23 protein-coding genes and 1 pseudogene are annotated in these 25,467 nt (G+C 64.1%); 8 read left to right on the top strand and 16 right to left on the bottom strand.

Translation table 11 applies throughout. From position 1 onward, the window contains the following. Nucleotides 1–9 precede the first annotated feature (9 nt). The 7 genes and pseudogenes from AB4118_RS00075 to AB4118_RS00105 all read right to left on the bottom strand — a co-directional run bounded on the left by AB4118_RS00075 (nucleotide 10) and on the right by AB4118_RS00105 (nucleotide 4,446). Nucleotides 10–774, bottom strand: coding sequence for an amino acid ABC transporter ATP-binding protein (locus AB4118_RS00075; protein ID WP_441487809.1), 765 nt, complete (start codon nucleotides 772–774; stop codon nucleotides 10–12). Between the two features lie 10 nt (nucleotides 775–784). Beyond that, complete coding sequence (locus tag AB4118_RS00080; RefSeq protein ID WP_441487810.1) at nucleotides 785–1,687, bottom strand: amino acid ABC transporter permease; 903 nt, start codon at nucleotides 1,685–1,687, stop codon at nucleotides 785–787. A gap of 154 nt (nucleotides 1,688–1,841) precedes the next feature. Further along, the gene (locus tag AB4118_RS00085) at nucleotides 1,842–2,444 is read right to left on the bottom strand and encodes a patatin-like phospholipase family protein (protein ID WP_441487811.1); all 603 of its coding nucleotides are present in this window, start codon (nucleotides 2,442–2,444) and stop codon (nucleotides 1,842–1,844) included. A gap of 92 nt (nucleotides 2,445–2,536) precedes the next feature. Next, nucleotides 2,537–2,737, bottom strand: a pseudogene (locus AB4118_RS00090) (patatin-like phospholipase family protein); the annotation flags it as partial. Nucleotides 2,738–2,810: 73 nt separating this feature from the next. Beyond that, complete coding sequence (locus AB4118_RS00095) at nucleotides 2,811–3,131, bottom strand: cupredoxin domain-containing protein (protein WP_441487812.1); 321 nt, start codon at nucleotides 3,129–3,131, stop codon at nucleotides 2,811–2,813. A gap of 10 nt (nucleotides 3,132–3,141) precedes the next feature. Then, a complete protein-coding gene (locus tag AB4118_RS00100) occupies nucleotides 3,142–3,666 on the bottom strand; it encodes a DUF4142 domain-containing protein (protein ID WP_441487813.1) in 525 nt (174 codons plus the stop codon). Nucleotides 3,667–3,750: 84 nt separating this feature from the next. Next, nucleotides 3,751–4,446: an RNA polymerase sigma factor gene (locus tag AB4118_RS00105; protein ID WP_441487814.1), complete on the bottom strand. Its 696-nt coding sequence runs from the start codon at nucleotides 4,444–4,446 to the stop codon at nucleotides 3,751–3,753. Nucleotides 4,447–4,859: 413 nt separating this feature from the next. Here AB4118_RS00105 and AB4118_RS00110 point away from each other — a divergent pair, with 413 nt between their 5' ends. The 8 genes from AB4118_RS00110 (at nucleotide 4,860) to AB4118_RS00145 (ending at nucleotide 13,966) form a co-directional block, all read left to right on the top strand. After that, on the top strand, nucleotides 4,860–6,449 hold the full coding sequence (locus AB4118_RS00110) for an ABC transporter substrate-binding protein (protein WP_441487815.1): 1,590 nt from the start codon (nucleotides 4,860–4,862) through the stop codon (nucleotides 6,447–6,449). Between the two features lie 73 nt (nucleotides 6,450–6,522). Next, complete coding sequence (locus AB4118_RS00115) at nucleotides 6,523–8,133, top strand: ABC transporter substrate-binding protein (RefSeq protein WP_441487816.1); 1,611 nt, start codon at nucleotides 6,523–6,525, stop codon at nucleotides 8,131–8,133. Nucleotides 8,134–8,199: 66 nt separating this feature from the next. Then, nucleotides 8,200–9,024: a M55 family metallopeptidase gene (locus tag AB4118_RS00120; RefSeq protein WP_441487817.1), complete on the top strand. Its 825-nt coding sequence runs from the start codon at nucleotides 8,200–8,202 to the stop codon at nucleotides 9,022–9,024. Between the two features lie 68 nt (nucleotides 9,025–9,092). Next, nucleotides 9,093–10,103 carry an ABC transporter permease subunit gene (locus tag AB4118_RS00125; RefSeq protein ID WP_069879020.1) on the top strand — a complete coding sequence of 337 codons (1,011 nt, stop codon included), beginning with the start codon at nucleotides 9,093–9,095 and terminating at the stop codon, nucleotides 10,101–10,103. Between the two features lie 48 nt (nucleotides 10,104–10,151). Then, entirely contained in the window at nucleotides 10,152–11,063 is a 912-nt protein-coding gene (locus AB4118_RS00130; protein ID WP_441487818.1) for an ABC transporter permease subunit, read from the top strand. A 2-nt stretch (nucleotides 11,064–11,065) separates the two neighbouring features. Beyond that, a complete protein-coding gene (locus AB4118_RS00135; RefSeq protein WP_441487819.1) occupies nucleotides 11,066–12,091 on the top strand; it encodes an ABC transporter ATP-binding protein in 1,026 nt (341 codons plus the stop codon). Continuing rightward, the gene (locus tag AB4118_RS00140) at nucleotides 12,088–13,068 is read left to right on the top strand and encodes a peptide ABC transporter ATP-binding protein (protein ID WP_441487820.1); all 981 of its coding nucleotides are present in this window, start codon (nucleotides 12,088–12,090) and stop codon (nucleotides 13,066–13,068) included. The genes AB4118_RS00135 and AB4118_RS00140 overlap by 4 nt, the downstream gene beginning before the upstream one ends. 235 nt (nucleotides 13,069–13,303) lie before the next feature. Continuing rightward, complete coding sequence (locus tag AB4118_RS00145) at nucleotides 13,304–13,966, top strand: peroxiredoxin (RefSeq protein ID WP_441487821.1); 663 nt, start codon at nucleotides 13,304–13,306, stop codon at nucleotides 13,964–13,966. 150 nt (nucleotides 13,967–14,116) lie between these two features. Here AB4118_RS00145 and AB4118_RS00150 read toward each other — a convergent pair whose 3' ends face one another. The 9 genes from AB4118_RS00150 to AB4118_RS00190 form a co-directional block, all read right to left on the bottom strand. Then, a complete protein-coding gene (locus tag AB4118_RS00150) occupies nucleotides 14,117–17,458 on the bottom strand; it encodes an autotransporter family protein (RefSeq protein ID WP_441487822.1) in 3,342 nt (1,113 codons plus the stop codon). Nucleotides 17,459–17,756: 298 nt separating this feature from the next. After that, complete coding sequence (locus AB4118_RS00155) at nucleotides 17,757–18,794, bottom strand: amino acid ABC transporter substrate-binding protein (protein WP_441488326.1); 1,038 nt, start codon at nucleotides 18,792–18,794, stop codon at nucleotides 17,757–17,759. A gap of 73 nt (nucleotides 18,795–18,867) precedes the next feature. Further along, nucleotides 18,868–19,509: a L,D-transpeptidase gene (locus tag AB4118_RS00160; protein ID WP_441487823.1), complete on the bottom strand. Its 642-nt coding sequence runs from the start codon at nucleotides 19,507–19,509 to the stop codon at nucleotides 18,868–18,870. 29 nt (nucleotides 19,510–19,538) lie between these two features. Continuing rightward, nucleotides 19,539–20,000 carry a hypothetical protein gene (locus AB4118_RS00165; protein WP_441487824.1) on the bottom strand — a complete coding sequence of 154 codons (462 nt, stop codon included), beginning with the start codon at nucleotides 19,998–20,000 and terminating at the stop codon, nucleotides 19,539–19,541. 259 nt (nucleotides 20,001–20,259) lie between these two features. Further along, the gene (locus AB4118_RS00170) at nucleotides 20,260–21,888 is read right to left on the bottom strand and encodes an MFS transporter (RefSeq protein ID WP_441487825.1); all 1,629 of its coding nucleotides are present in this window, start codon (nucleotides 21,886–21,888) and stop codon (nucleotides 20,260–20,262) included. Beyond that, nucleotides 21,888–22,334, bottom strand: coding sequence for a DoxX family protein (locus AB4118_RS00175; RefSeq protein ID WP_441487826.1), 447 nt, complete (start codon nucleotides 22,332–22,334; stop codon nucleotides 21,888–21,890). Before AB4118_RS00175 ends, AB4118_RS00170 begins: the two co-directional genes overlap by 1 nt. Nucleotides 22,335–22,353: 19 nt before the next feature. After that, nucleotides 22,354–24,321: an amidohydrolase gene (locus tag AB4118_RS00180; RefSeq protein WP_441487827.1), complete on the bottom strand. Its 1,968-nt coding sequence runs from the start codon at nucleotides 24,319–24,321 to the stop codon at nucleotides 22,354–22,356. Then, nucleotides 24,318–24,602, bottom strand: a complete 285-nt coding sequence (locus AB4118_RS00185) for a XapX domain-containing protein (RefSeq protein WP_441487828.1) — start codon at nucleotides 24,600–24,602, stop codon at nucleotides 24,318–24,320. The genes AB4118_RS00180 and AB4118_RS00185 overlap by 4 nt, the downstream gene beginning before the upstream one ends. A gap of 33 nt (nucleotides 24,603–24,635) precedes the next feature. After that, nucleotides 24,636–25,466 carry an alpha/beta fold hydrolase gene (locus tag AB4118_RS00190; protein ID WP_441487829.1) on the bottom strand — a complete coding sequence of 277 codons (831 nt, stop codon included), beginning with the start codon at nucleotides 25,464–25,466 and terminating at the stop codon, nucleotides 24,636–24,638. Nucleotide 25,467: the final 1 nt, after the last annotated feature.

Here is a 25,467-nt window from a genome sequence, read left to right on the forward strand (position 1 = left end):
CCTGCTCGGTCACTTCAGGACCGCTTTGATAAAGTTCTGTGTCCGGGGATGCTGCGGATCGACGAGGATGGCGCCGGGGGCACCTCGTTCGACGATGGCGCCCTGATCCATGAAGACGACATGGTCGGCGACCTCGCGGGCGAAGGCGAGCTCATGCGTCACCACGATCATGGTCATTCCGGAGCGGGCCAGATCGCGCATGACGTTCAGGACTTCACCCACCAGTTCGGGGTCGAGCGCCGATGTCGGTTCGTCGAAAAGCAGCAGCTTCGGCTGGATTGCCAGCGCGCGGGCAATCGCGACGCGCTGCTGCTGGCCGCCGGAGAGTTCACTGGGATAGTTGAAACGCTTATCGGCGAGACCGACCCGCTCAAGCAGCGTCACTGCTTCCTTCTCGACCTCGCGCCGCGGCCTGCCCTGGACCTTGATCGGCCCGAGCATCACGTTTTGCAGTGCCGTCAGATGCGCGAAGAGGTTGAAGCGCTGGAAGACCATGCCGGTCATCAGCCTTTGCCGGGCAACCTCCTTGTCGGCGAGCTCCAGCAGGTGCTGTTTGGTGCGATGATAGCCGATGAGCTCGCCGTCGATGACGATCGCACCGGAATCGGGGCGCTCAAGCTGGTTGATGCAGCGCAGGAACGTGCTCTTGCCCGAGCCCGAGGGGCCGATGATGCAGGTCACCTCGCCGCGCGAGACCGCGAGCGAGACGTCCTTCAGTGCTGCGAATGTTCCGAAGACCTTGTTGACGCCGGCGGCGCGGACCATCTCGTTCATGATGGCCACCTCACGCCGACGCGGCCGGAGCGGGCACCCCGTTGCGCCGGGTATAACCCTTGGAGAAATAGCGCTCGATGAAGTGCTGGCCGATCTGGAGCAAGGTCACGACCGCGAGATACCAGCACGCGGTGACGATCAGGAGCTCGATGACGCGGCCATTCGCGTAATAGACGTCCTGTGAGTTGCGCAGGACTTCGCTATAGCCGATCACGCTGGCGATCGAGGTCAGCTTGACCATGCTGATGACCTCGTTGCCGACCGGCGGCACGATGACCCGCATCGCCTGCGGCAGCACGATGTAGAACAGCGTCGCCAGCGGCGTCATGCCGATGCTCTTGCTCGCCTCGACCTGGCCCGTATCGACCGAGAGAATGCCGCCGCGCACGACCTCCGCCGTGTAGGCGCCCTGATTCAGGCCGAGCCCAAGCAGCGTCGCGACGAAGGGTGTCATCACGTCGACCATGCGGGCTTCGAAGAGTCCGGGGATCGAGATGGTGGGGAAGACCAGAGCGAGGTTGAACCAGAGCAGAAGCTGGAGCAGCAGCGGCGTGCCGCGAAAGAACCAGATATAGGCGACCGCGCAGCGGCTGATCACGGGATTGGGCGACATGTACATGATCGCGAAGATCACGCCGAGCAGGATGCCCAGCGCCATCGCGCACAAGGTCATCCAGATCGTGTTGAGAAGGCCGAAGAGGATGGCCGGGGCCGTGAAGAACTGGCCAACGATCTTCCATTCGATCTGGCCCTCGGAGAAGGCCTTGGCGATGAAGGCCAGGGCGACGACGATCAGGGCGACGCCGACGACGCGGCCGTAATGACGTCTGCGGATCGTGGGAAGCGCCGCGACCTCCAGGATCTCATCGCCGTAAATCGCGCCCTTCCGGCAAACAACCCTGTCGGCAGCCATTCATCCCCCCGATCTTCCCGATCGTTGCGGGAGCCATAACAGGCGGTAGATGGACTGTAAATTCCAAATCAAATATTTTTGTCTAATCTGAGGCATGGGTGGCAAGCGCGCTGCCTCGCGCTTGACGCGCTAGGATTCTTCGAGAGGAGCGGCCTCAATGAGAGGGCACGCTGCCGCATTCACCCTGTGATCCCGAGTGCTTGTGTGTGCTCAAATGGGCAAGAGCGCCCGGTCGGTCGAGGCCTCCGTCGGCAATCCAGGCGTCGGTGCTGTTCGCCGCCCGTTCGATAAGCTCGCTGGTCATCGAGAAATCATAGGGCGATCCGGCGAGTGGGCAGAGCGGCGGCAGGACGAAGAAATCGATGCTGCCGTCGAGCCCTTGCAGCTCGCTGAAAAGTTGCCGCACGATCAGCAGCGTCAAGGCATGCAGCGCGCTTGCGACGGCCCCGACCGGTGGCTTGTCGAGAGCACAGGCGTAGCCGGTGGGGAGAACGATCAGGCGCTTGGCGCCGCATGCGATTGCGACCTTGACCGGCGTGTTGCTCGATATCGCGCCATCGGCGAGATAGAGGCCGTTGAACCGTACCGGCGCGAAGGCTGCCGGTATCGCCACGCTCGCAATGATGGCCTGCGCAGCCGAGCCCTCCGAAAGCACGACCGTCTCGCCCGAGAGAATGTCGGTCGTGACGACATGCATCGGGATCTTTGCGTCCTCCAGATTGGCGTAGGAGAGATTGTGCTCAACAAGCTGATGCAAGCGATAAGGAAGTCCCGCCGGTACAGGAAGCCGAGCATCGTGCGCCAGCTCAACGGGAACACGTCGCGCCGGCGCAGGCCGCGCCAGATCGTCTCCAGTCGTTGGACACCTTCAAGCGTGGGGTTGGCCGCGTAATAGGCGCCATTCAGCGCTCCGACGCTTGAACCAACGACCATATCGGCTGCAATGCCTCGGCTCGCGAGCGATCGCAGCATGCCGACCTGGATGGCGCCGAAACTGCCACCTCCCGCAAGGACGAAGGCGGTTGCTGGTCGGGCAGCAGCGCTGGACATGGGCAGAGCCCCTTCGGATCTCGCGGTCGTGGCGCCGGATGCTGTCGCGACCGCGAAGCCAGGATGTCGGCGACTATGGCGCCGACACCGTGATGCGGCCCTTCATGTTGGGGTGGAAGCGGCAGTAATACTCGACCGTTTCCACCTTCTGCAGGACCAGACTCGCCGATTTCTTCGGCTGGATCATCACGTCCATCCCGCCGTTCACGGTCGCGGTGTGGGCGAGAATGTCCTTGTTGAGCCACTCGACGGTGTCCCCGACCTTCACGGTGATCTCCGCAGGCGAAAACACCAGCCGGTCGATCCCGACCTGAATGGTTTCCGCCTGTGCCGGAACAGCGCCCAGAGTCAGCGACAGTCCGGCAATGGCCCAGAGGCGCCGCTTCAACGACATGATCTTGTCCTCACTGGAGTTCGGCTGCGACATGTGCGGCGTGCTGCTCGTGGCCCTGGAAAATCTTCAGGCCGGTTTCGAGCAGGCCCTTCAGCTCGGTGTTGCTTGCCGAGGGGATCAGCAGTGTCTGGAGCGCGCCGTTCACCTGCTTGTGGTAGGCCACTTCGTTATCGACATAGGCCTTGTCGAAGGCTGCGCCCTGGAGTTTCGAGAGCTTGCTCCGCTCCGCTGTCGCGGCCTGAGACAAGGCGCGGCTGGTATCGTTGTCTTCAGGGCTGACCTTCAGCTTCTTCACCAGGTCGAGCGCCTGCTTGTTCACCGCTTCATGGTCTCGAACCATGTCATGGGCAAAGGCTACGACGGTCTTGTTCTTGGATTTCGCGATTGCTTGCTTTGCCGCCTCGACGTCGATCGTGCCGGCGGTATAGGCGATGTGCGCGATCTGCGGATCGGTCGGCGTGTCGGCGGCTTGCGCCAAGGACATCGCACCGAGAAGGCCAAGTGCGGCCAATGCCGTGTTCTGTCGAATGATCATGGAGCCTCCTTCGCCTGCTTGCTGAATTGCTTCAGGCCTTGCCATTCATTGGATGCTGCGAGGTCGAAAACGTTCCCGGATAAGTCAGGGAAGGCCGAGCCGCTTCATCACCGCGTCGGTCAGGCGCTCGCAGCGCCGGCCGGCAAATGGAAAGGCGTCGAGCAGGACGGGACCGATCTGTTCGTCCAGCTGCTTGCGCAGGAGATGCCTGGCCCGATGCAGACGGGTCTTGACGGTCTCGGTCCGCAAATCAAGCAGCACTGCCGTTTCTTCGACACTCAGGCCTTCGATGACCCTGGCGATGAAGACCGAGCGATAGGCATCGGGGAGATTGTCGGTTGCCCGCTCGACAAGGTGAAGGATCTGTCGTTGCGCCATGGCCCGCTCTGGATCGTCACAACTCGTGTTGCAAGGAAACTGAATGATCTGCGCGGCGGCGCCGCCCCGGTCGCTGGATCGCGCGAGTTCCGCCTCTTTCCGGTTCTTGCGCAGACGCCCGAGCGCTTCGTTGATGACGATGCGGGACAACCAGGTGGCAAGCGTGGAGTCGCCGCGAAAACTCTCGAGATGGGTAAAGGCGCGGAGATAGGCCTCCTGCACGACGTCTTCGGCTTCGCTATCATTGCGGACGACTCCGCGGGCGAGACGGTAGAGCCGCTGATTATGCGTCCGCATGATCGTGCGGAATGCATCGCCGTCGCGCGCGAGCGCCCGGCGCGCCAGATCGAGGTCGTTGAGCACCGAGATAGAGTCGAGCGCATCTCTTCGAACCTGCGGCATGGGCGATCTCCTCCCTCTGTAAGAGATGGAAAGCGACGGAAAAGGTTCCCAGAAAAACAGATACGCGCCGGCGGGATCTGCGCTGGCGGCGGCAGTGGTCCGCGAAGCTGATCCTGCCCAGCATAGGCCTGGTGAGCATGCGACGGCCACCGCAGCGAGGCCGCTCATCCATTGCGAAAGCAGGGCCGGGACTGGCCGGTTTATGCGGTGGCGAGGCCGTCCCGGGCTCAGGTCCGATCGGCGTTCATAACCCCAGAAAATCAGCTACCCACTCTCTGCGCATTCCAATAGGTTCAGCCTCAATCGGGACCAACTTCCGTTCGGGCCGACGATCCTGCCGCGGGCAGGGCGGGTTCGGCGGAACTGGGCGCGGACCAATCCGGCCCGAGGGTCATTAAGTGGGAGAGCTGACCATGAAAAAAATCCTGTTCGCCACGCTGTCGGCGGCTGCCCTGATGGCGGCGGGACCGCTGTCAGCCAAGACGTTGATCTATTGTTCGGAAGGTAGTCCCGAGAACTTCGCTCCGAGCATCAACACGACAGGCACGTCGTTCGATGCCAATACCCAGATTTACGACACTATCGTCCAGTTCGAACGCGGCGGGACCAAGGTCCTCCCCGCTCTGGCCGAGAAATGGACGGTTTCGGACGATGGGCTGGTTTACACATTCAACCTGCGCAAGGGCGTGAAGTGGCATAATACCCGTGCCTTCAAGCCGACGCGCGACTTCAATGCCGACGACTTCATCTTCATGATCGACCGGCAGTGGAAAGAAGATAATCCCTATTACAAAGTCACCAGCTCGAATCATTCCTATTTCAACGACATGGGCATGCCCAAGTTGCTGAAGTCGGTCGAGAAGGTCGATGACTACACCGTCAAGATCACGCTGAACAACCCTGAGGCGCCTTTCCTGTCAGACCTCGCGATGCAATATGCCAGCATCCAGTCGAAGGAATATGCCGATGCGATGCTGAAGGCCGGCACGCCCGAGAAGATCGATCAGGATCCGATCGGAACCGGGCCGTTCTCGCTGGTGCAGTATCAGAAGGACGCGATCATCCGGTACAAGGCGTTCCCGGAATACTGGGCCGGCAAGGCCAAGATCGACGACCTGATCTTCGCCATCACGCCGGATGCCTCGGTCCGCTGGGCCAAGCTTCAGAAGGGCGAATGCCATGTCATGCCCTATCCCAACCCGGCCGATCTGGACGCGATGAAGAAGGACGCCAATGTCCAGATCCTGGAGCAGCCGGGCCTGAACATCGGCTATCTCGCCTACAACACCACCAAGAAGCCGTTCGACGACGTCAAGGTGCGCCATGCCGTCAACATGGCGATCAACAAGAAGGCGATCATCGACGCCGTCTATCTGAGCAGCGGCATCGCGGCGATCAATCCGATTCCGCCCTCGATGTGGTCCTACAACGAGACCGTGAAGGACGATCCCTTCGATCCCGAGGCCGCCAAGAAGGCGCTTGCCGAGGCGGGTTATCCGAACGGCTTCGAGATGGACCTCTGGGCCATGCCGGTGCAGCGGCCGTACAACCCCAACGCCAAGCGCATCGCGGAGCTGATGCAGGCGGATCTCGCCAAGGTCGGCATCAAGGCCGAGATCAAGACCTTCGAGTGGGGCGAGTACCGCAAGCGCCTGCAGGCGGGCGAGCATCAGGCCGGCATGTTCGGCTGGACCGGCGACAATGGCGATCCGGACAACTTCCTGCACACGCTGCTGGGTTGCGATGCGTCGAAGAACAATGGCGGCAACGTCGCGAAGTTCTGCTACCAGCCCTTCGAGGACATCGTGCAGAAGGCCAAGAAGATTACCGATACGGCGCAGCGCACCGAGCTCTATCGCCAGGCCCAGGTGATCTTCAAGGAGCAGGCGCCCTGGTTCACCATCGCGCATGCGGTGCAACTGAAGCCTGTCCGCAAGGAAGTGAAGGACTTCAAGCTATCCCCGTTCAGCAGGCATACCTTCTATGGCGTTGACATCAATTGAGGCCCCGCCCCGACTGATGCATTGATTGGAGCGCGGCCGAGAGGCCGCGCCCTTTTTACTTCGGGAGAGCGTCATGAAGATTAGACATTTCGCAGCGGCGGCTGCCGTTGCGTTAGCTTTACAGGCTGGCGCGGTCGCGGCTCAAACGCTCGTCGTCTGCTCAGAGGCGAGTCCCGACTTCCTCAATCCGCAGTTCTCTTCGCAGAACACGGCTTACGACGTGGCGGCCCAGATCTATGATCGCCTGGTCGCCACCGAGCGCGGCGGTTCCCAGATCATTCCGAGCCTGGCCGAATCCTGGACCATTTCCGAGGATGGGCTGACCTATACGTTCAAGCTGCGCAGCGGGGTGAAATGGCACGCGAACAAGGCGTTCACGCCGACACGCGGCTTTACGGCCGATGACGTGGTCTTTTCGTTCCAGCGCATGTTCGACGAGAACCATCCCTACCATAAGGTCGGCAGCACCAATTATCAGTTCTTCAACGAGATCGTCCGGCCCAGCCTGAAGGCGGTCGAGAAGGTCGATGACCAGACCGTCCGGCTCATCCTGTCACGGCCCTACGCACCCTTGCTCAGCGCGCTTTCGGTCGAGCCCATGTCGATCCTGTCGGCGGAATATGGCGATGCGATGCTGAAGGCGAGCACGCCCGAGCAGGTCAACCAGGCGCCGATCGGTACCGGCCCATTCTCGTTGCTGGCCTACCAGAAGGACGCCACGATCCGCTTTCGCGCGGTGCCCGACCATTGGACCAAGGCGGCCGGAAACCGGGATCGCATGGCGCTGGTCAACGACCTGATCTTCGTGATCACGCCGGATGCCTCGGTGCGGTTCGCCAAGGTGAAATCGGGCGAATGCCAGATCGCGCGCTATCCGAATCCCGGCGACCTGCCGGCGATGCGGGCCGATCCCAATCTGACGATGCTCTCCGGCAGCATTGCCGATCAGAGCTTCCTCGCCTTCAACCAGCAGAAGAAGCCCTTTGACGACAAGCGGGTGCGCGAGGCACTGGTCTATGCGACCAACATCCCTGCGATCATCGATGCAGTCTATCAGGGCACCGGCAAGCAGACAGCCGCGATCGTCCCGCCATCGCTCTGGTCGCATCACGAAGGCCTGAAGCCGCGCCCCTATGATCCGGAGAAGGCCAAGGCCCTGCTCGCCGAGGCGGGCCTGCCGAACGGCTTCAAGACCACGCTCTGGGCCATTCCCGTCGTTCGCGCCTATATGCCGAACGGACGCCGTGCGGCCGAGCTGATTCAGGCGGACTGGGCGAAGATCGGCGTCCAGGCCGAGATCCAGAGTTTCGAATGGGGTGAGTATCTCAAGCGCGGCCGCGCCGGCGACCATGAGGTCGGCATGTTCGGCTACACCTGGGACTATCCGGATCCGAGCCAGATCCTGCTGTCAGGCTGGCATTGCGATGGCGTGAAAACTGGTGCCAACCGTGCCCGCTGGTGCAACAAGGAATTCTCCGACCTCCTGACCAAGGCCAATACGATCACGGATCAGGGCGAGCGCACCAAGATGTTCCTGCGCATGCAGGAGATTTTCCAGGAAGATGTCGGGGGTCTGCTCTTTGCAAACGCGCAGGCCTTCACGCCGGTGCGCAAGGATGTGAAAGACTACAAGATCCATTTCTTCGGCGGCCAGCCCTTTACCGGTGTATCGCTGGCGAAATGACGTTGACATTCGGGCGCGGAGAGGCGAACCGCGCCCGAATACAATTGGTGGCGGGGGCGCAGTATCATGCGGATCTATATTTCGGCGGATATCGAGGGCATCGCCGGTGTCGTGACGCGCGAGCACACGCGCCCCGAAGGGTTTGAGTATCAGTCGGCGCGCATCTGGATGACCGACAGCGTCGCCGCCGCCGCCAACGCCGCCTTCGCGGCTGGGGCGAGCGAGGTTGTCATCAGCGACAGCCATGGCAACGCGCAGAACCTGCTGCTGGACCGCCTGCCCAAGGCAGTCCAGGTCGTCCGATCCTGGCCGCGCCCGCTCTCGATGATGCAGGGCATGGAGTCGGGCGAGTATGCCGGCGCGCTTTTCATCGGCTACCACGCTGGCGCCACCAACCCGGACGGCATCCTGGCGCACACCTTTCGCAGCGCTTCGCTGCGCGAGGTTCGCGTCAATGGCGTCTCGGCCCCGGAAGCGATGATCAATGCCGCGATCGCCGGGCATTTCGGCACGCCCGTGCTGCTGGTCAGCGGCGATGATGTCTGCATCGAGGAGACCAGGGCGCTCCTGCCCGATATCGAGGCCGTCACGGTCAAATGGGCGCATAGCCGCCTCTCGGCGCGCACCTTGATGCCGGAGGCCTCGTACGAGCTGATTGCCGAGGGCGTGCAGCGCGCCATCGCACGCCGGGCGGGGATCGTCCCCTATCGGCTGCCGGGCCCGATCACGCTGGAACTCAGCTTCCTCTATCGGCAGCCGGTCGAGTACCTCGTCATGCTGAAGGGCATCGAGCGCCTCGACGCGTTCACGGTGCGCTACATCGCCGACGATATCCTCGATTTGCAGCGTTTCCTGGTCTTCGCATTAGGATATAGTTCTAATTTGCAATAGCAGGACGAAACATCCCGTTCGCGGTCCATGCTTCAGGCCGCCGGTACCCCGACAAGACTGGCTCATCCATGCTGCGTTTCATCCTGACCCGCGTCAGCCTGGTGATTCCGACCTTCATCGGCATCACGCTGCTCGCCTTTTTCCTGATCCGGCTGGTCCCGGGCGATCCGATCGAAACCATGGCCGGCGAGCGTGGCATCGATCCGGCCCGCCACGAGCTTCTGCGCAAGGAGTTCGGCTTCGACAAGCCGGTTCTGACGCAATACGGCATCTATATCAGCCGTGTCCTGCAGGGTGATCTCGGCAAGTCGATCGTGACACGCGAAAGCGTCATCTCGGAATTCTCGGCGCTGTTCCCGGCGACGATCGAGCTTGCGCTGTGCGCGATCTTCCTGGCGCTGGCGATCGGCCTGCCGGCTGGCATCCTGGCTGCGGTCAAACGCAACTCGATCTTCGATCACGGCGTCATGGGACTGTCCCTGACCGGCTATTCCATGCCGATCTTCTGGTGGGGCCTGCTGCTGATCCTGCTGTTCTCCGTGCAGCTCGGTATCACGCCGGTCTCCGGCCGCATCGCTGTGCAGTATTATATCGAGCCGGTAACCGGCTTCCTGACGATCGACAGCCTGCTGGCGGGCGATTTCGGCGCCTTCAAGTCGGCGCTGTCGCATCTCGTCCTGCCGGCGATCGTCCTGGGTACGGTCCCGCTTGCGGTCATTGCCCGGATGACGCGCTCCGCCATGCTTGAAGTGCTCGGTGAGGACTATATCCGCACGGCACGCGCCAAAGGCATGGCGCCTCTCAGGGTCATTGCGCTGCACGCGCTGCGCAATGCGCTCATTCCGGTGGTGACGGTCATTGGTCTGCAGGTCGGCGTGCTGTTTACCGGCGCGATTCTGACCGAGACGATCTTCTCCTGGCCGGGAGTCGGCAAATGGCTGATCGAGGCGATCAGCCGGCGCGACTATCCGGTCCTGCAGGGGGGCACCCTGTTAATCGGCGTCGTCGTCATGAGCGTCAACCTCCTGGTCGATCTGCTTTACGGCCTGATCAATCCACGCATCAGACATGCGCGCTGAAGGACCTGTGATCGTGACATGGCTGATTTCTTCGCGGGACGCTGACAGATGACTGCCGAAACGCTTGAAGCACCCTCCGCTGCCGTGCCGGCTGGCACGCCGCCGCATCCGCTGCGCGAGTTCTGGAGCTATTTCAGCGCCAATCGCGGCGCGGTTGCCGGGCTCGTCGTCATCGTGGCGGTGTTGCTGATGGCGGTGTTCGCCGATGTCCTCTCGCCACACTCGCCCTATCTCACCAACAATGCCGTCTTCCTCAAGCCACCCTTCTGGCAGGAGGGTGGCTCGCTGGCCTATCCGCTCGGCACCGACGCGATCGGCCGCGATATCCTGTCCCGACTGCTTCATGGCGCGCGTCTCTCACTGGTGATCGGCATCGTGGTCGTTGCCATCGCCATGGCGGCAGGCATCGCGCTCGGCCTGGTTGCCGGCTTCTTCAAGGGCATCACCGAAATCGTCATCATGCGGCTGATGGACATCGTCCTGACGATGCCGAGCCTGCTGCTCGCCATCGTCATCGTCGCGATCCTCGGGCCGGGCCTGATGAACGCGATGCTGGCGGTCGCCATCGTGGTGCTGCCGCACTATGTCCGCATCACGCGTGCGGCGGTGATTGGCGAAACCTCCAAGGACTATGTCATCGCAGCCCGCGTCAGCGGTGCCGGCACGCTACGCCTGATGTTCAAGGAAGTGCTGCCGAATTGCGCCGCCCCTCTGATCGTCCAGGCGACGCTCGGCGTCTCCACCGCGATCCTCGACGCGGCGGCGCTCGGCTTCCTCGGCCTTGGCGCCCAGCCGCCGACGCCCGAATGGGGCACGATGCTGGCCGATGCGCGTGAATTCGTGCTGCGCGCCTGGTGGGTCGTCACCTTGCCGGGCCTGATGATCCTGATCACCGTGCTGGCGTTCAATCTGCTCGGTGATGGCCTTCGCGATGCCCTCGATCCCAAACTGAAGCGCTGACCATGCCGCTGCTCGAAGTTGAGAATCTGAGTGTCGAGTTCCCGACCTCTACGGGGGTGATGCGGGCGGTCGACGGTGTCAGCCTGTCGCTCGAGGAAGGAGAGATCCTCGGGGTGGTCGGCGAGTCCGGTTCAGGCAAGAGCGTCACCATGCTCGCGCTGATGGGACTTGTCGCATATCCCGGCCGAATCAAGGCCGACCGACTCGCCTTTGCCGGGCGCGACCTGCTCAAGATCTCCGATCGGGAGCGCCGGAAGCTCACCGGCAAGGATGTCGCGATGATCTTCCAGGAGCCGAGCACCAGCCTCAATCCCTGCTTCACCATCGGCTTCCAGCTGGCCGAGACGCTGAAGGCGCATGAGGGGATGGATAGCAAGGCGGCGCGCAGGCGCAGCATCGAGCTGCTCGAACAGGTTGGAATCCCTGCGCCGGAAAGCCGCCTCAAGGCCTTCCCGCATCAATTGTCCGGCGGCATGAACCAGCGCGTCATGATTGCCATGGCGATCGCGTGCAACCCCCGGCTGCTGATCGCCGACGAGCCGACGACGGCGCTCGACGTCACCATCCAGGCGCAGATCCTCGATCTCCTGATGTCGCTGCAGAAGGAGCGCGGCATGGCGCTCGTCCTGATCACTCATAATATGGGCGTGGTCGCGGAGACTGCGCAGCGCATCATGGTGATGTATGCCGGGCAGGTGATGGAGGAGCGCAATGTGGCGTCCCTCTTCGCGGCCCCCCAGCATCCCTATTCCGCAGCACTTCTTGCCGCCCTGCCGGAGCGCAGCGAAGGCGAGCACCGGCTCGCGACGATTCCCGGCATGGTTCCCGGCCCGCATGACCGCCCGCAGGGGTGCCTGTTCAGCCCGCGCTGCGCCTATGCCACGGATCATTCGCGCCTTGTGCGCCCGGATCTCCGGCCCTGGCAGGGAGGGCAGATCCGCTGCCACTACCCGCTCGGCGATCCGGAGCGGGAGAAGGCCAGAGCGGCGGGTGGCATTCACCCCGTGACGGTGGAGAGCACATCGTGAGCACTCCCATCGTCACAGCGCGCGAGCTGACACAGGTCTATTCGGTCAATCGCGGCTTCCTCCGCGCGCCGGCCCAGTTGCAGGCGGTCACCGGCGTGTCCTTCTCCGTGGAAGCCGGCAAGACGCTCGCCGTCGTCGGCGAATCCGGTTGCGGGAAGTCGACGCTCGCCCGCATGGCGACGCTGATCGAGAAGCCGACTTCGGGCGCGTTGATGCTCGACGGTCTTGACGCCGTCACGCCTCCTCCGGGCGAAGCCAAGCGCCTGCGGCGAACCGTGCAACTCGTCTTCCAGAACCCCTATGGCTCTTTGAACCCGCGCAAGAAGATCGGCGCGATCCTGGAAGAACCACTTCTGATCAATACCGCGCTGACGAAGGCGGAGCGGACAGAGCGGGCGCGGGCGATGATGGCCAAGGTCGGCCTGCGTCCGGAGCACTACAACCGTTATCCGCATCAGTTCTCGGGGGGGCAGCGCCAGCGCATCGCGATCGCGCGCGCGCTCATCCTCTCGCCGAAGCTGCTGGTGGCCGACGAGCCGGTCTCGGCGCTCGACGTCTCGATCCAGGCCCAGGTGCTCAATCTGCTGGCCGACCTTCAGGATGAGCTCAAGCTCGCCTATCTCTTCATTTCGCATGATCTCGGCGTCGTGCGTCACATCGCACATGACGTGATGGTCATGTATCTCGGTCACGCCATCGAGCATGGCCCGAAGCATGCGATCTTCGCTCGGCCCTTGCATCCCTATACACAGGCGCTGCTGGCCTCGACGCCAAGCGTGGCGGCAGGAAAGCGCGAACGCATCGTGCTGCGCGGCGAGCTGCCGTCGCCGCTCGATCCGCCGAAGGGCTGCGTGTTCTCGACCCGCTGCCCCTATGTGACCGATCTCTGCCGGGCCGAGCGCCCGGTGGCGCGCCAGCTGGATGAGCGGCTCGTCGCTTGCCATTACGCGGAACGCTTCCTGGCCGAGGCGGCCTGAGCTGCAAGCGCGAGCAGTCGCGGTCGACTTCGATCGACCGCGACAGTGTTGGGACGTGGTTTTTGTTGAAGATCGGGGGGCGGCCGCGTCAGGGCTGATTGCCTGCGTTCGCCGCGATGGCCTGCCTTACGCCACCATTGATCTGGTCCAGTGGCCGGTCGCGAATGTCCTTCGCCCAGCCGTTCCGTGTTAATATCGGCCTGTGCGACAAGGTCGTTGCGACAGGAGGCTTGTGATGATTCTCCAGCTCGGCAGTACAGCACCTGATTTCGAGGCCGAAACGACGGAAGGGCGCATGCGCTTCCACGACTGGATCGGCGATTCCTGGTGTGTGCTCTTCTCCCACCCCAAGGATTTCACGCCGGTCTGCACGACCGAGCTCGGCTACATGGCCAAGATCAAGCCCGAGTTCGATCGGCGCAACGTCAAGATCATCAGCTTCAGCGTCGACCCGGTCGGGAACCATGCACGCTGGGCGGAGGACATCGGGGAGACGCAAGGCCACAAGCCGAACTACCCGATGATCGGCGATCCGGATCTGGAGATCTCCAAGCTCTACGGCATGCTGCCGGCCAGCACATCCGGCACCTCGGATGGCAGGACGCCGGCCGACAACCAGACCGTGCGCAATGTCTTCGTCATCGGGCCGGACAAGAAGATCAAACTGATCCTGGTCTATCCGATGACGACAGGGAGGAATTTCGACGAGGTTCTGCGTGTCATCGATTCGCTCCAGCTGACGGCGAAGCACCGGGTCGCGACCCCCGCCAACTGGAAGCAGGGTGAAGACGTGATCATCGCCGGCTCGGTGTCGAACGATGAAGCAAAGCAGCTCTACCCGGATGGCTGGAGGGAACCCAAGCCCTATATCCGCATCGTGGCGCAGCCTGGGGGCTGAGAGAGACTTTGCCTCAAGCGATGCTCGCTACAGTCGCAGTAAGGCGACGAGCTGTGGGAGCAGGATTGCAGCCCGCCCGTGGCCGGTTCTGCGCCAGAGGGGCGGCTGGTTGCATCAGCGCCCGTCAATTCCTCGCTTTGGTGTTGCGGCTCACCAGCTGACCTTGATGCCGAGCCTGCCGTCATAGGCATGCGAGCGGCCGTTGAGGCCGATCGAGTAGCCGGCGCTGGCGTAGAGGGCGGTGTTCCTGGTCATCTGCGCGTCGGCGCCGACCTTGAACTCGGCCCAGCTGCCGCCGAGATCGGCGCGAAACGGGATGAAGCCGGTGGCCGAGGAGAACGCGGTCTTGGGATTGCCCATGAACTCGTTCCAGAGGCTGGCCTTCAGCCAGGCGGTCAGCATCCGCGGTTTGACGCCGCCAGTGGCGTCCTCCAGCGTCCAGCTTCGCGCAAGGCGGGCGCCGATCCGGCCGGCGAGTGAGTCGGCATCGGAGAAGCGCACCAGCGCTGCCGTGTCGGAGGCGCTCCCGTTCGAAATCGTTTGATAGACCAGTTGCGCCTGCGGCTCGAGGATGACGCCGTAGCCGAGCTGGAGCGGATAGCCGCCCTCGAGCGAGGCGGCAAAGCCGAACGCGTCGCGGTTGAGGATGAAGCCGCGCTTGGAATCGGCCTTGGCATCATACCAGGTGCCCTGGACGACGCCGTCGAGATACCAGCCCGACGGCCCGAAATGGGTCCAGTAGCCGCCGAGCGAGTAGGCATCGATGGTGTTCCGCCCGGCCCTGATGCCGTTGAAATGGGTGACGTCGCTCTCGATCCGGCCAATCGCGGCATAGATGCCGGCATGGTCTCGCGAGCCGTCGGCGCTCACGCTGCGATAGAGGTCGAGACCGGCCTGGAAGGCATAGAGGTCGTAGTCGTAATTCGGGCCGTTGCGGAAGATGCCCCAGGGCCCGCCATCCTGGTTGCCATGGGTGCCGATGATCCGGGCCCAGCCGGCCGAGGCATAAGAGCGACCGGGTGCGGCTGCGCTCGCCGGCAGCCGCACGGTGGTCGTGCAGCGAAAGTTCTTGTCGGGGTTCTTGCACCAGATCGTGCGCTCCTCGCTGACCGCCGGCGCTTCCAGCGGCGCGAGTTCGCCGACGCGCTCATGCAGGCTGTCGATCAGGGTACGGCCATAGATCAGCTGCATCGCCGGCAGCGCCGCATAGAGCGAGGTTTCGCGGCGAAAATCCGGGATGCCCGTTCCTGGTGGAGATGGCGTCGGTCCGGGACCGGGCGGCGCAGGGGTTATCTCGGAGCGCAGGTACCAGTTTTCCGGACCCGAGGCGTCGACGCTGCTGCGGTACAGTGAATACTCATAAGGGCCCGCGACCACCGGCTGGCGGAGCGCGAAGGCTCCAGGCACGGTCGTGCCACCATTGATCGCGTCGACCACCAGGATGCCGTTGCCGATGGTGAGATTGCCCGGGCCCGTGGTGTTCGTCACGCGCAGGAACGAATTGCCACTGGCAACGCCGCCGTTGATCACCAGCCGGTCCGAGGGAGAGCCATCACTGCCGAGGAAGGTGTTGAGTCCGAGCGTTCCGCCTGCGCCCAAATAATTCCGTGTCGTCAGCGTCTTGTAGCTGCCCAATATCGTTGGATCGCCACCCGGCGGCGTGAACTGGATCAGCCCGGCATTCGCAACCTGCTGCGTGACGGTCGAGTTCGCGGTGACCGTCCAGGTGCTGGTCGGGTCGACCGTGACATTGGTCACGTCGAAGGCCGCCCCCGTCCATTGCGAGCCGGTTGCGAGGCTGATGTTGGCGGTGGTCTGCGCGGCGACGAGCGCATCGCCGGTCAGGACGCTCCCGTTCGAGGCGTCAAACTGCACGGCGGTTGGCTGCGCCGGGCCGAAGGTGCTGGCGAAGGTCTGGAGTAAGAGCCCGCCACCACCTGTCACGACTGTTCCAGCCGTTGTCAGATTGAGTGGGCCTTGTGCCTCCACCGCGGTCGAGGTCGCACTGGTCAGACTGCCGCCCGACAGCCTGACGATATTCACGCTGGCCGCGGTGAGATTCAGGGAGGAAAGACCAACGGTGCCCGGACCCGTCGCCTGCACAGTCGTGCCGGTCAGGTCGATCAAGCCCGGCCCGCCATTGATGAAGAGGGCGGCGCCTCCTGCGCCGGAAGTGGTCACGCGCGAAGCGCGCCCGATGACGGTGCCGTTGGAATCGACGCGGATGCCGAATGCGTTCGTCCCGGTCGTGGTGATGGTGTTGTCGGTCATGTCGACGGTGCCGCCGAGGCCGGCATCGGCGCCGGCCGCACCATTGCTCGAGGTCACAGTGATGGTCGTGCCGGTGCTGGTGATCAGGGCTCCGGCTCCCTGTGCCAGCAGACCGCTGACCGGAATGGCGCCGACCAAGCTGAAGACCGAGCCGACGGGGCCGGCGGCCGTCGCGAGATTGGCCGTCTGAAGCACGTAGGCGTTCGGGCCCTGCTCGGAGTTGATGTTGATGACGCTGCTCCCCGACAGCGTGATGCTGCTATTGTCTCTCGCCCAGGCACCGGCAGCGGCATTGGAGCCTTGAACCGTCACATTCGCGATGTTGAGCGAGCCACCGTTCGCGGCGAAGAGGCCGGTGCTGCCCGGTCCGCCCGAAGTGTTGTTGAGATTGATAGTTAATCCGCTGCCGATGGTTCCAAGTGCCACCGTCGTATTGTCGACGCCTATGCCGACATTGCCGGTGCCGTTCATTTGAAACGTCGACCCGGGAAGGATGCTGACCTGGCCGCCGTCATGGAGATAGATCCCCATCGAGCCGCCGCCATTCATCGTGACCGGAATGAGAACGTCCGCAATGACGCGGCTGCCGGCACCTGAAGCCCCGAGACCGACGGAGTTGAACGCAGCCGTCGTGATGCTCGTGCCACTATGAAGATTGACGGCGCCGCCGCCCTCCGCGATCGCGCCATGGCCAGCCGAGATGGTGGGGGTTGCGGTCGCGGTGTTGTTGACGATGACGTTGGTTGCGTCGATTCTGCCGCCGATCGCAACCAGTGCCGCTCCAACGCCGGTCGTCGTGATCGAAACGCCGCCGAGAATTGCGCTGCTGGTCGCGCCATTGGCAAGAACTGCGTGGCCGCCTTGGGTCAGGATGCTGAGATTGCCGTTTGGCACGGTGATCGCGCCGCCATTGGCCTGGAGCGCATTGCCGTTCAATGCCTGAAAGGTAATCGCGCCGGGAAGGGGGCCTGCCAGACTGTCGATGACGAGCGTGCCACCGGTGACGTTGCTTGCGTTCGTGGCACCGGCCGTCGCGACATTCGTGCTGCCGACGACGGTCGTGGTGCCCGCCGTGACATTGATCGTCGCCGTGATCGTCGGTGGGCTCGGCCCGACCGTCTGGGCGCCGAGCGGGAGGGAGGACAGGAGCAGTCCGACGCTTGCTGCTCCGCAGGCTGGCAGGCCACTCGTAGGCACGACCCAACGGTACATCATTCTCATGATGCCCTCCGATTGCGGTGGCGCTTGCGTCCTTCTGTTCTGCTCTCGCCTTGCGCCGAATCACCCGTGTTTCTGCCGTATCTCCGGATACTGGCTGCAGCGCGGACAACTGTCGATCAGGGAAAGCCCTGAGATGCGGCATTCGAGGCTTCGTTGGTTTCCATGAGATTAACGACGGCTCCCACGCAACATGACCGCCGTGGCCGGTCGGCCATGGCGGTCATGTTGCGTGGGGTAGCCGGAGGGGCAGCCGTTGAGGGCGGCGAAGGATCGGAGGACTTCGCCGCGTTCAGCGGATTCAGCGCAGCGGGGGAGCGTAGAGGATTCCGCCCATGCTCCAGAGCTGGTTCAAGCCACGCGGGATGCCGAGGCGGGATTTCACACCAAGATTGCGCTCGTAGAGTTCAGAGTAGTTGCCGACGGCCTTCACGGCCCGAATGGCCCAGGCATTGTCGAGCCCGAGCATCTTGCCGAAACCACCCTCGGCGCCGATGAAGCGACGGACGTCAGGCTTGGCGGAGGCCAGGGCCTCGGCCGTGTTGGTTGAGGTGATGCCAAGCTCCTCGGCGTTCACGAGAGCAAAATTCACCCATTTGACAAAGGTGAACCAGGCGAAATCGTCACCGCGCGTCACCGGGCCAAGCGGCTCCTTCGAGATCACGTCGGGCAGGATAACGGCATCGGCGGGACGAGGAAGCTTCAGGCGTTCGGCATAAAGCGCCGACTGGTCGCGCGTCAGCACATTGCATTCGCCAGCCTGGAAGGCCGCGAGAGCAGCGGCAGCCGTCGGGAAGGCACGCTCTTCATAGGTTATCGAGTTCGAGCGCAGGAAGTCCGAGAGGTTGAGTTGCGTCGTCGTGCCCGCTTCAACGCAAATCTTGGTGCGGTCGAGTTCGAGCGCCGAGGTCGCCGTCACCGACTTCATGATCATGAAGCCCTGGCCGTCGTGATAGGTCACGCCGGCGAAAGACAGGCCGAGCTCGGCCTCGCGCGCCAGAGTCCAGCTGGAGTTGCGCGAGAGCAGGTCGACCTGCCCGGCGCGCAGCGCGTCGAAGCGCTGGCTTGCCGAAAGCGGTACGAAGCTGACCTTGGCCGGATCATCGAAAATCGCTGCCGCGACGGCGCGGCAGAAATCGACATCGAAACCCGACCACGCGCCTTGCGCATCCTTCTCGGAGAAGCCGATCAGGCCTTCGCTGACGCCGCATTGCAGGTTGCCGCGCTGCCTGACGGTGTCGAGCGTTCCGGCTGCGGCCGGCTGCGGCGCTCCCCAGAGCGTGACGGCCGCGAAACAGGCAAGCGCGCTGCGAAGGTAGGTCTTGGCCGCGTTCAGCATGACCATCGGTCTCCGGTTGGGACAGATTGCGGAATTGGCAGGGGGCTCGCGCAAGTCAGAGACTTGCACCGTGTCAGAGACTTGCACCGTGCCGGACGACGACCTTGGTGTTGAGCGGGACGCGCTCATACAGATCGATGATGTCGCCATTCGCGAGGCGGAAACAGCCGGACGAAATCGATTGGCCGATGGTCTCAGGCTGGTTGGTGCCGTGGACCCGGAAAACCGTCGAGCCGAGATAGAGCGCTCGCGCTCCCATCGGGTTCCCCGGACCGCCGGCCATGAATCGCGGCAGATAGGGCTGGCGTGCGATCATCTCTGGCGGCGGGCGCCAGTCCGGCCATTCCGCCTTGCGGCTGATCTTGACCAGGCCCGACCACTGGAAGCCTTCACGGCCGACGCCGATGCCGTAGCGCAGAGCGCGGTTATTGCCCTGGACGACATAGAGGAAGCGTTCCGAGGTATGAATCACCACGGTTCCCGGCGGCTCGTTGGAGCGGAACAGCACGGCCTGACGCGCGTAGGGGCCGTCGGCGACAACGGTTTCCTCACCCGAAATGCGCCCCGGCTCGTCACCGATGTCGAGGGTCTCCGCCTCGCCGGCCTTGGGGGCCGCGAATGCGCTGCCGGGCAGTGTCGCGACAGCACCCAAGGCCAGAGCCGCAAGGCCGAGGCAGGTTCCAGCGATTGTCTGCTTCCGTCCGCTTACCCGCATACTGCTCACTCCCGGATTGTAAGATGCGCTCAGGCTCCGCAGCGCACGAAGATGAAGGTTCCATAGCGGCGATGCGCGTCGGGATCGACGAAGCGCATGACCAACTCCCTGTCGGTCGCGGACAGGATCTCGCGATCCTGCGGGTCGCCGGCGGGAGCCTCGAAGCCGAGGAAGTTCCGTCCGCCCGGTCCGCCCTTGAGCTTGAGCTCATAGAGCTTGGGATCGTCGGCGACATGCATCATGACGCCGTCGGTCGGGCCCTTGGTGATCGAGTAGGGCATGTTGCACTGGGCCTTGGCCTGGGCCTCGGTCCGCTTGCGGTCCTTGTCGGCGTGGAAGGAGGCGATGCCCCATTTCCCGATCAGGCGCTCGCGCGGGATGCTGCTCGGTCCAGCTGCGGCACCGGCGGACGAGCTGCCTGCATTTTCACTGGTTCCGGCGCAGCCTGCTGCGGCCAGCGTGAACGCCGCCGCGGCGAGGCGGGTCAGCATGCCAGATCGAAGAGAAGTTGTTCTGGGAGGGTTTGCACCGCCTGAATGGTGCAGAATTGCCGGGAAAGTGGCTTGGCCTCTGTCGTGTTGCGGTACCACATTACACTCCAGCATCTTCGGACACAGGTCATCATGGACGAAGCCGCCGGCAGAATTCAAGCCATCACTTGCACAAGCATCGATGTATCTTCCGCTGCGAGATCTATGACCTTCCCCACGCGGTGTTGAACGCGCCTGAACAGCGCAGGCGCCTCCCTGGTTATTGGCCTGGAACGGAGTTGGGGCGCGCTTGCAAGCCCAGGAAATGCCGGATGACCGGTTTGTCCTGGCCTGTATGGAATTTCGTGACTTCCGCCTGGATATCGGCATCGGCCTGCGAGACACGCCTGTGCTGACGCAGATGCTCGGCCCAGGACTCGACCATGAACCATTCAAGGATGCAGTCGGGGTCGGCGGCATCCTCGCTGACGCCCCAGGCGAAGGCGCCGTCCCGGCGCCGCTCCGGAGCGAGCCGCGCCACCGCCTCGAGGAAGGCGGCCCGGCTTTCGCGAGCGACACGGTACTCGATCGTGATGGTGACGGGGCCGCGATCGTGTTCGACCGGATCGGCGATCGCCGGCTCCGGCCAATGGGTCGAGGGGGTGAGATCGGCCTCGCCCGCCGGTAGCCGCAGGCGCAGGACCGCAACGGCGACCAGCGCGAGCGCGAGTGCTGCGACGAGCAAGGTGGCATGCAGCCCGATTGCTTCGGCAACAAGCCCCCAGAGCAGGCTTCCGGCGGCCGACGCGCCGTTGAAGATCGTGAGGTAGATCGCCAGGCCGCGCCCGCGCACCCAGTTTGGCAGAATGGCCTGTACCGTGCCGTTCAGCGTCGTCAGCGCAGCGATCCAGGCGCCGCCCAGGACGAGCAGCATGAGAATGGCGAGCCATTGCGGTGGCACCGCCGCCAACGCCGCCGTCACGGCGGCCGTGACGAGCGCGGCGCCGAGCATGATGCCGTCGGCATCGAGATGGGCCCGGATCCGCGGGAGCACGATGGCCCCTGCGATCGCGCCGGCTCCTACAGCTCCGAGAAGGAGGCCATAGAAACCGGCGCCCCCGCCGAGCAGCTGTCGGGCAACGAGGGGCAACAGCGCCCAAATGGCGCTGGCGCCGGCGAAGAACAGGACGGCCCGCAGAAGAACCAGGTGAAGCTCTCGACTGGCGCGGGCGTAGCGCAGCCCCGCCCTGAAAGCGCCGCCGAAATGTTCGCGGAGCTCGTCGTCGGCGCCGGCGGGGCGCTGCCACCAGAGCAGTGCCGCGATGACGAAGACATAGCTCAGGACGTCGGCGCCATAGGTCGAGGCGGCACCAAAGGCCGCCAGGAGCGCGCCGCCGGCGGCAGGGCCGATCGCGCGGGCAATGTTGATGCCGAGCGAGTTCAGGGCGACGGCATTGCGCAGCTCGGTCTTCGGCACGAGCTCGGGGACGATCGATTGCCAGGTCGGCCCCATCAAGGCAGCGCCGACACCGCCGATGAAGGTCAGCCCGACCAGAAATTCGATCGTCAGCCGGTTGGTCAGGGCCAGCGTCATCAGGACAGCGCTGGTGCAGCCCAGCAGCAGCTGGACGCCGATCAACAATTTCCTGCGGTCGACGATGTCGGAGAGCACGCCGGCCGGGATAGCGAGGAGGAAGATCGGCAAGGTACCGGCGACCTGGATCATGGCGACAGCCGCAGGCGAGCCGGAGAGATCGGTGACCAGCCAGCCGCTTGCGACGTCGCGCATGAAGGAGCCGACATTGCCAAGGACCGTGGCCGCCCAGAGTACGGCGAAGACGGAGTGCTGTAGCGGCGCGAAGGCCGAAGACGCCGGTCTGGCTGCGGTATCGTGTGGCACTTGGGCCATCAGACTCGTGCTCCCCAGCTCGAACGGGCGGAAAGCATCGCCAGCAACACCAGCCCGCCGACAATCGAGACATGCTCGAAGAAGATGTTCTGATGCAGGAAGCGTTCGCCTGCGGGCTTCATCCAGAAGGCATGGGCGTAGAGTGTCGCGAGGATTGTGAAGCCGGCCAGCGCCGCCGCGCCGATCCAGGCATAGCGGCCGCCGGCAATCAGCAATGCAGAGCCGCCGAGCTGCGTCAGGATGACGAGCGTGGCGAAGAGTGCGGCAGGCTCGAGCCCGGTCAGACCGCGGACCTCGGCGGTCGCTCCTGCGAAATCGAACAGCTTGGCGATGCCGCTGAGCATGAAGGGCAGCGCCACAGCGATGCGGGCGAGAACAACCAGCCATGACTGGCCAAGGAGCCGTTCGACGGCCTGCTGAGCGGAAGAGAGTGGCGAACCGGACATGATCGATCCCTTCGTGCGCTCAGAAGGCCCAGCAGGAGCAGCCAAGAGCTCCCCAGAACGAACCCTCGTCGCGCACCGGCACGGTTGCGGCCAAGGCCGAAGCATGTGCGTGTCCGTGGACGCCGCACGCGCTGGCACAGCCACAGGCGGCCGCGAAGGCATATTTGCGGCCATCCATGCCCGCACGCCTCTGGTAGCCGCCGAAGGTCCTGACCGGTGACCAGTCCGGCATGGCCGGCGGCAGTGGCGGGGCAAGCCCGGCATAGTCGCCGGTGCCGTGAACCGGCTTGCCGCCGAGCAGCGTTAGCACGCTCTCGATGTCCTGGATCTCATCCTCCGGCACGGTCATGTAGTCGCGATCGAGCACGACGAGATCGGCAAGCTGGCCGGTCTTGATCTGGCCCTTCTTGCCTTCCTCAGTCGAGAACCAGGTATTGGCCTGCGTCCAGAGCCGAAGCGCGCTTTCGCGGTCGAGCAGGTTGCGCTGCGGGTAGAGCCTGAGGCCGCCCAGCGTCTTGCCGGTCACGAGCCAGGCGAGCGAGACCCAGGGGTTATAGCTCGCGACGCGGGTCGCGTCGGTGCCGGTACCGACGGGGACGCCGGCCTCGAGCATGCGCGCGATCGGCGGTGTGCGCTCGGCCGCCCTGGCGCCATAACGTTCGACGAAATCCTCGCCCTGGAACATCATCCGGTGCTGCACGGCGATGCCGCCGCCGAGCGCTGCGATGCGATCGATGTTGCGATCGCTGATCGTCTCGCAATGGTCGAAGAACCAGTGCAGCCCCTGCAAGGGCGTGTCGCGGTTGACCTTCTCGAAGACGTCGAGCGCGCGGGTGATGGTCTCATCGTAGGTGGCATGCAGGCGCCAGGGCCAGCGGTTCTCGGCGAGCAGCCGCACGACGGGTTCGAGATCGCCCTCCATCGTGGACGGCATGTCCGGTCGCTCGACCCTGAAATCCTCGAAATCCGCGGCCGAATAGACCAGCGTCTCGCCAGCGCCATTATGGCGATAGAGATCATCGCCCTGGCCGGGTTTCACCTGGTTGGCCCAGCCCGCGAAATCGGCGAGCTCCTCCTTCGGCTTCTGCGTGAAGAGATTATAGGCGAGCCGCAAGGTCAGCTCGCCTGCGGCATGCAGTTTCTCGATGATTGCGTAGTCATCCGGGTAGTTCTGGAAGCCGCCGCCTGCATCGATGATGCTGGTCACGCCGAGCCGGTTCATCTCGCGCATGAAATGGCGCGTCGAGTTGAGCTGGTACTCGGGCGGGAGCTTGGGGCCCTTCGCCAAGGTGGCATAGAGGATGTTGGCGTTAGGCTTGGCAATCAGCAGTCCGGTCGGGTTGCCGTTTGCATCGCGCTGGATCTCGCCGCCCGGTGGATCGGGCGTCTCCTTGCCGTAACCGACGGCGCGGAGGGCCGCGGCGTTGAGCAGGGCGCGGTCATAGAGATGCAGGATGAAGACCGGCGTCTCGGGGGCGATCACGTTGATCTCGTCGACCGTCGGCAAACGCTTCTCGGCGAATTGATGTTCGGTGAAGCCGCCGATCACTCGCACCCATTGTGGCGGCGGGGTCACCGCGACCTGGCGCTTCAGCATCTCCATCGCCTGGGCAAGCGAGCGCACGCCGTCCCAGCGCAACTCCATATTGTAGTTCAGCCCGCCGCGGATGATGTGCATATGGCTGTCGATCAGCCCCGGAATGACACGCCGGCCGCCGAGGTCGACGATCGCAGTCGTCGGGCCGGCCAGAGCGCGCATGTCCTGTTCCGCTCCGACACCGATGAAACGGCCATCGGAGATGGCAGCCGCCTGCGGATCGGGGTTTCTGCGGTCCAGAGTGCTGAAGCGTCCGTTCACGAGAAGAAGGTCGGCGGTCATGGCGGCTTGTCCTGTCGTCGATGTCTGGGCGGCGGCCCGGCCGCCGAGCAGCGTGGAAAGCGCGCCGGCCGCGCCGCCGAGCGTGGTCTGTCTGCGGGTCGGGTTCATGAAGGCTTGCTGCCGGCATCGTTGCGTTCGGCCTGCTTCTCGGCGGAGCGCGCGGGTAGGGCGCCGAAAAGGTGCTCACCGCATTCGCTCTTGAGCCAGCCGATGCTGAGCCGCTCGCCCGCGAGGACGCGCTTGGCAATTGGCACGATCTGCTCCCCGGCCAGGATGCCGAGGAGACCGATCAGCGCCACCACCGGTGGCGCTGGCGAGCGGACATTGAGCAGGCTGTAGATGATGCCGACCAGCAGGCCGGCCCCCAGGGCCAGCAGATAGGGCTTCATATCGACCTCCCTGGGGCTCTGGCCGCCCGACAATCAGCCTTTCACGAAAGCGAGCAGATCGGCGTTGACCAGCTCCGGATGGGTCGTGCAGAGCCCGTGCGGGAGCTTCTCGTAGACCTTGAGCGTGCCGTGCTTCAGCAGCTTGATCGAGAGCAGGGCCGCGTCGGCCATCGGCACGATCTGGTCGTCATCGCCATGCATCACCAGTGTCGGCACCTCGACCGCCTTCAAATCCTCGGTGAAATCGGTCTCCGAGAAGGCCTTGATGCCGTCGTAATGCGCCTTGGCGCCCCCCATCATGCCCTGGCGCCACCAATTCCGGATGATGCCCTGTGACGGGTTCGCGCCCGGGCGATTATAGCCGTAGAAGGGCCCACTCGGCACATCGAGGAAGAATTGCGCGCGATTGGCGGCGAGCGCCTGCCGGAAGCCGTCGAAGACCTCGATCGGCAGCCCGCCCGGATTGGCCGCGGTCTTCAGCATCAGCGGGGGCACCGCGCCGATCAGCACCAGCTTGGCTACGCGGCCCTTGCCATGGCGGACCGTGTAGTGCAGCGCCTCGCCACCGCCGGTCGAATGGCCGACATGAACGGTGTTTCGCAGGTCGAGATGCTCGACCACCGCCGCGGCATCGGCCGCGTAATGGTCCATGTCATGACCGTCTCCGGTCTGGGTCGAACGGCCATGGCCGCGCCGGTCATGGGCGACGACGCGGTAGCCCTTCGCGAGGAAGAACAGCATCTGCGCGTCCCAGTCGTCCGAACTGAGCGGCCAACCATGGTGGAAGACGATGGGCTGGGCGTCTTTCGGACCCCAGTCCTTGAAGAAGATTTCGAGACCGTCCTTCGTGCTGACCTTGGGCATG

Origin of the sequence: Allobosea sp. 2RAB26, assembly GCF_052115465.1 — a bacterium.
In the GTDB taxonomy this organism is placed as follows: Bacteria; Pseudomonadota; Alphaproteobacteria; order Rhizobiales; family Beijerinckiaceae; genus Allobosea.

Bases quoted from the DNA above. Each gene is read 5' to 3' on its own strand.
- AB4118_RS00105 (WP_441487814.1), bottom strand. From the start codon at position 4,446: ATGCCGCAGGTTCGAAGAGATGCGCTCGACTCTATCTCGGTGCTCAAC.
- AB4118_RS00145 (WP_441487821.1), top strand. From the start codon at position 13,304: ATGATTCTCCAGCTCGGCAGTACAGCACCTGATTTCGAGGCCGAAACG.
- AB4118_RS00075 (WP_441487809.1), bottom strand. From the start codon at position 774: ATGAACGAGATGGTCCGCGCCGCCGGCGTCAACAAGGTCTTCGGAACA.
- AB4118_RS00185 (WP_441487828.1), bottom strand. From the start codon at position 24,602: ATGAAGCCCTATCTGCTGGCCCTGGGGGCCGGCCTGCTGGTCGGCATC.
- AB4118_RS00170 (WP_441487825.1), bottom strand. From the start codon at position 21,888: ATGGCCCAAGTGCCACACGATACCGCAGCCAGACCGGCGTCTTCGGCC.
- AB4118_RS00120 (WP_441487817.1), top strand. From the start codon at position 8,200: ATGCGGATCTATATTTCGGCGGATATCGAGGGCATCGCCGGTGTCGTG.
- AB4118_RS00155 (WP_441488326.1), bottom strand. From the start codon at position 18,794: ATGCTGAACGCGGCCAAGACCTACCTTCGCAGCGCGCTTGCCTGTTTC.
- AB4118_RS00165 (WP_441487824.1), bottom strand. From the start codon at position 20,000: ATGCTGACCCGCCTCGCCGCGGCGGCGTTCACGCTGGCCGCAGCAGGC.
- AB4118_RS00125 (WP_069879020.1), top strand. From the start codon at position 9,093: ATGCTGCGTTTCATCCTGACCCGCGTCAGCCTGGTGATTCCGACCTTC.
- AB4118_RS00160 (WP_441487823.1), bottom strand. From the start codon at position 19,509: ATGCGGGTAAGCGGACGGAAGCAGACAATCGCTGGAACCTGCCTCGGC.
- AB4118_RS00135 (WP_441487819.1), top strand. From the start codon at position 11,066: ATGCCGCTGCTCGAAGTTGAGAATCTGAGTGTCGAGTTCCCGACCTCT.
- AB4118_RS00095 (WP_441487812.1), bottom strand. From the start codon at position 3,131: ATGTCGTTGAAGCGGCGCCTCTGGGCCATTGCCGGACTGTCGCTGACT.
- AB4118_RS00130 (WP_441487818.1), top strand. From the start codon at position 10,152: ATGACTGCCGAAACGCTTGAAGCACCCTCCGCTGCCGTGCCGGCTGGC.
- AB4118_RS00190 (WP_441487829.1), bottom strand. From the start codon at position 25,466: ATGCCCAAGGTCAGCACGAAGGACGGTCTCGAAATCTTCTTCAAGGAC.
- AB4118_RS00110 (WP_441487815.1), top strand. From the start codon at position 4,860: ATGAAAAAAATCCTGTTCGCCACGCTGTCGGCGGCTGCCCTGATGGCG.
- AB4118_RS00080 (WP_441487810.1), bottom strand. From the start codon at position 1,687: ATGGCTGCCGACAGGGTTGTTTGCCGGAAGGGCGCGATTTACGGCGAT.
- AB4118_RS00175 (WP_441487826.1), bottom strand. From the start codon at position 22,334: ATGTCCGGTTCGCCACTCTCTTCCGCTCAGCAGGCCGTCGAACGGCTC.
- AB4118_RS00100 (WP_441487813.1), bottom strand. From the start codon at position 3,666: ATGATCATTCGACAGAACACGGCATTGGCCGCACTTGGCCTTCTCGGT.
- AB4118_RS00150 (WP_441487822.1), bottom strand. From the start codon at position 17,458: ATGAGAATGATGTACCGTTGGGTCGTGCCTACGAGTGGCCTGCCAGCC.
- AB4118_RS00180 (WP_441487827.1), bottom strand. From the start codon at position 24,321: ATGAACCCGACCCGCAGACAGACCACGCTCGGCGGCGCGGCCGGCGCG.
- AB4118_RS00115 (WP_441487816.1), top strand. From the start codon at position 6,523: ATGAAGATTAGACATTTCGCAGCGGCGGCTGCCGTTGCGTTAGCTTTA.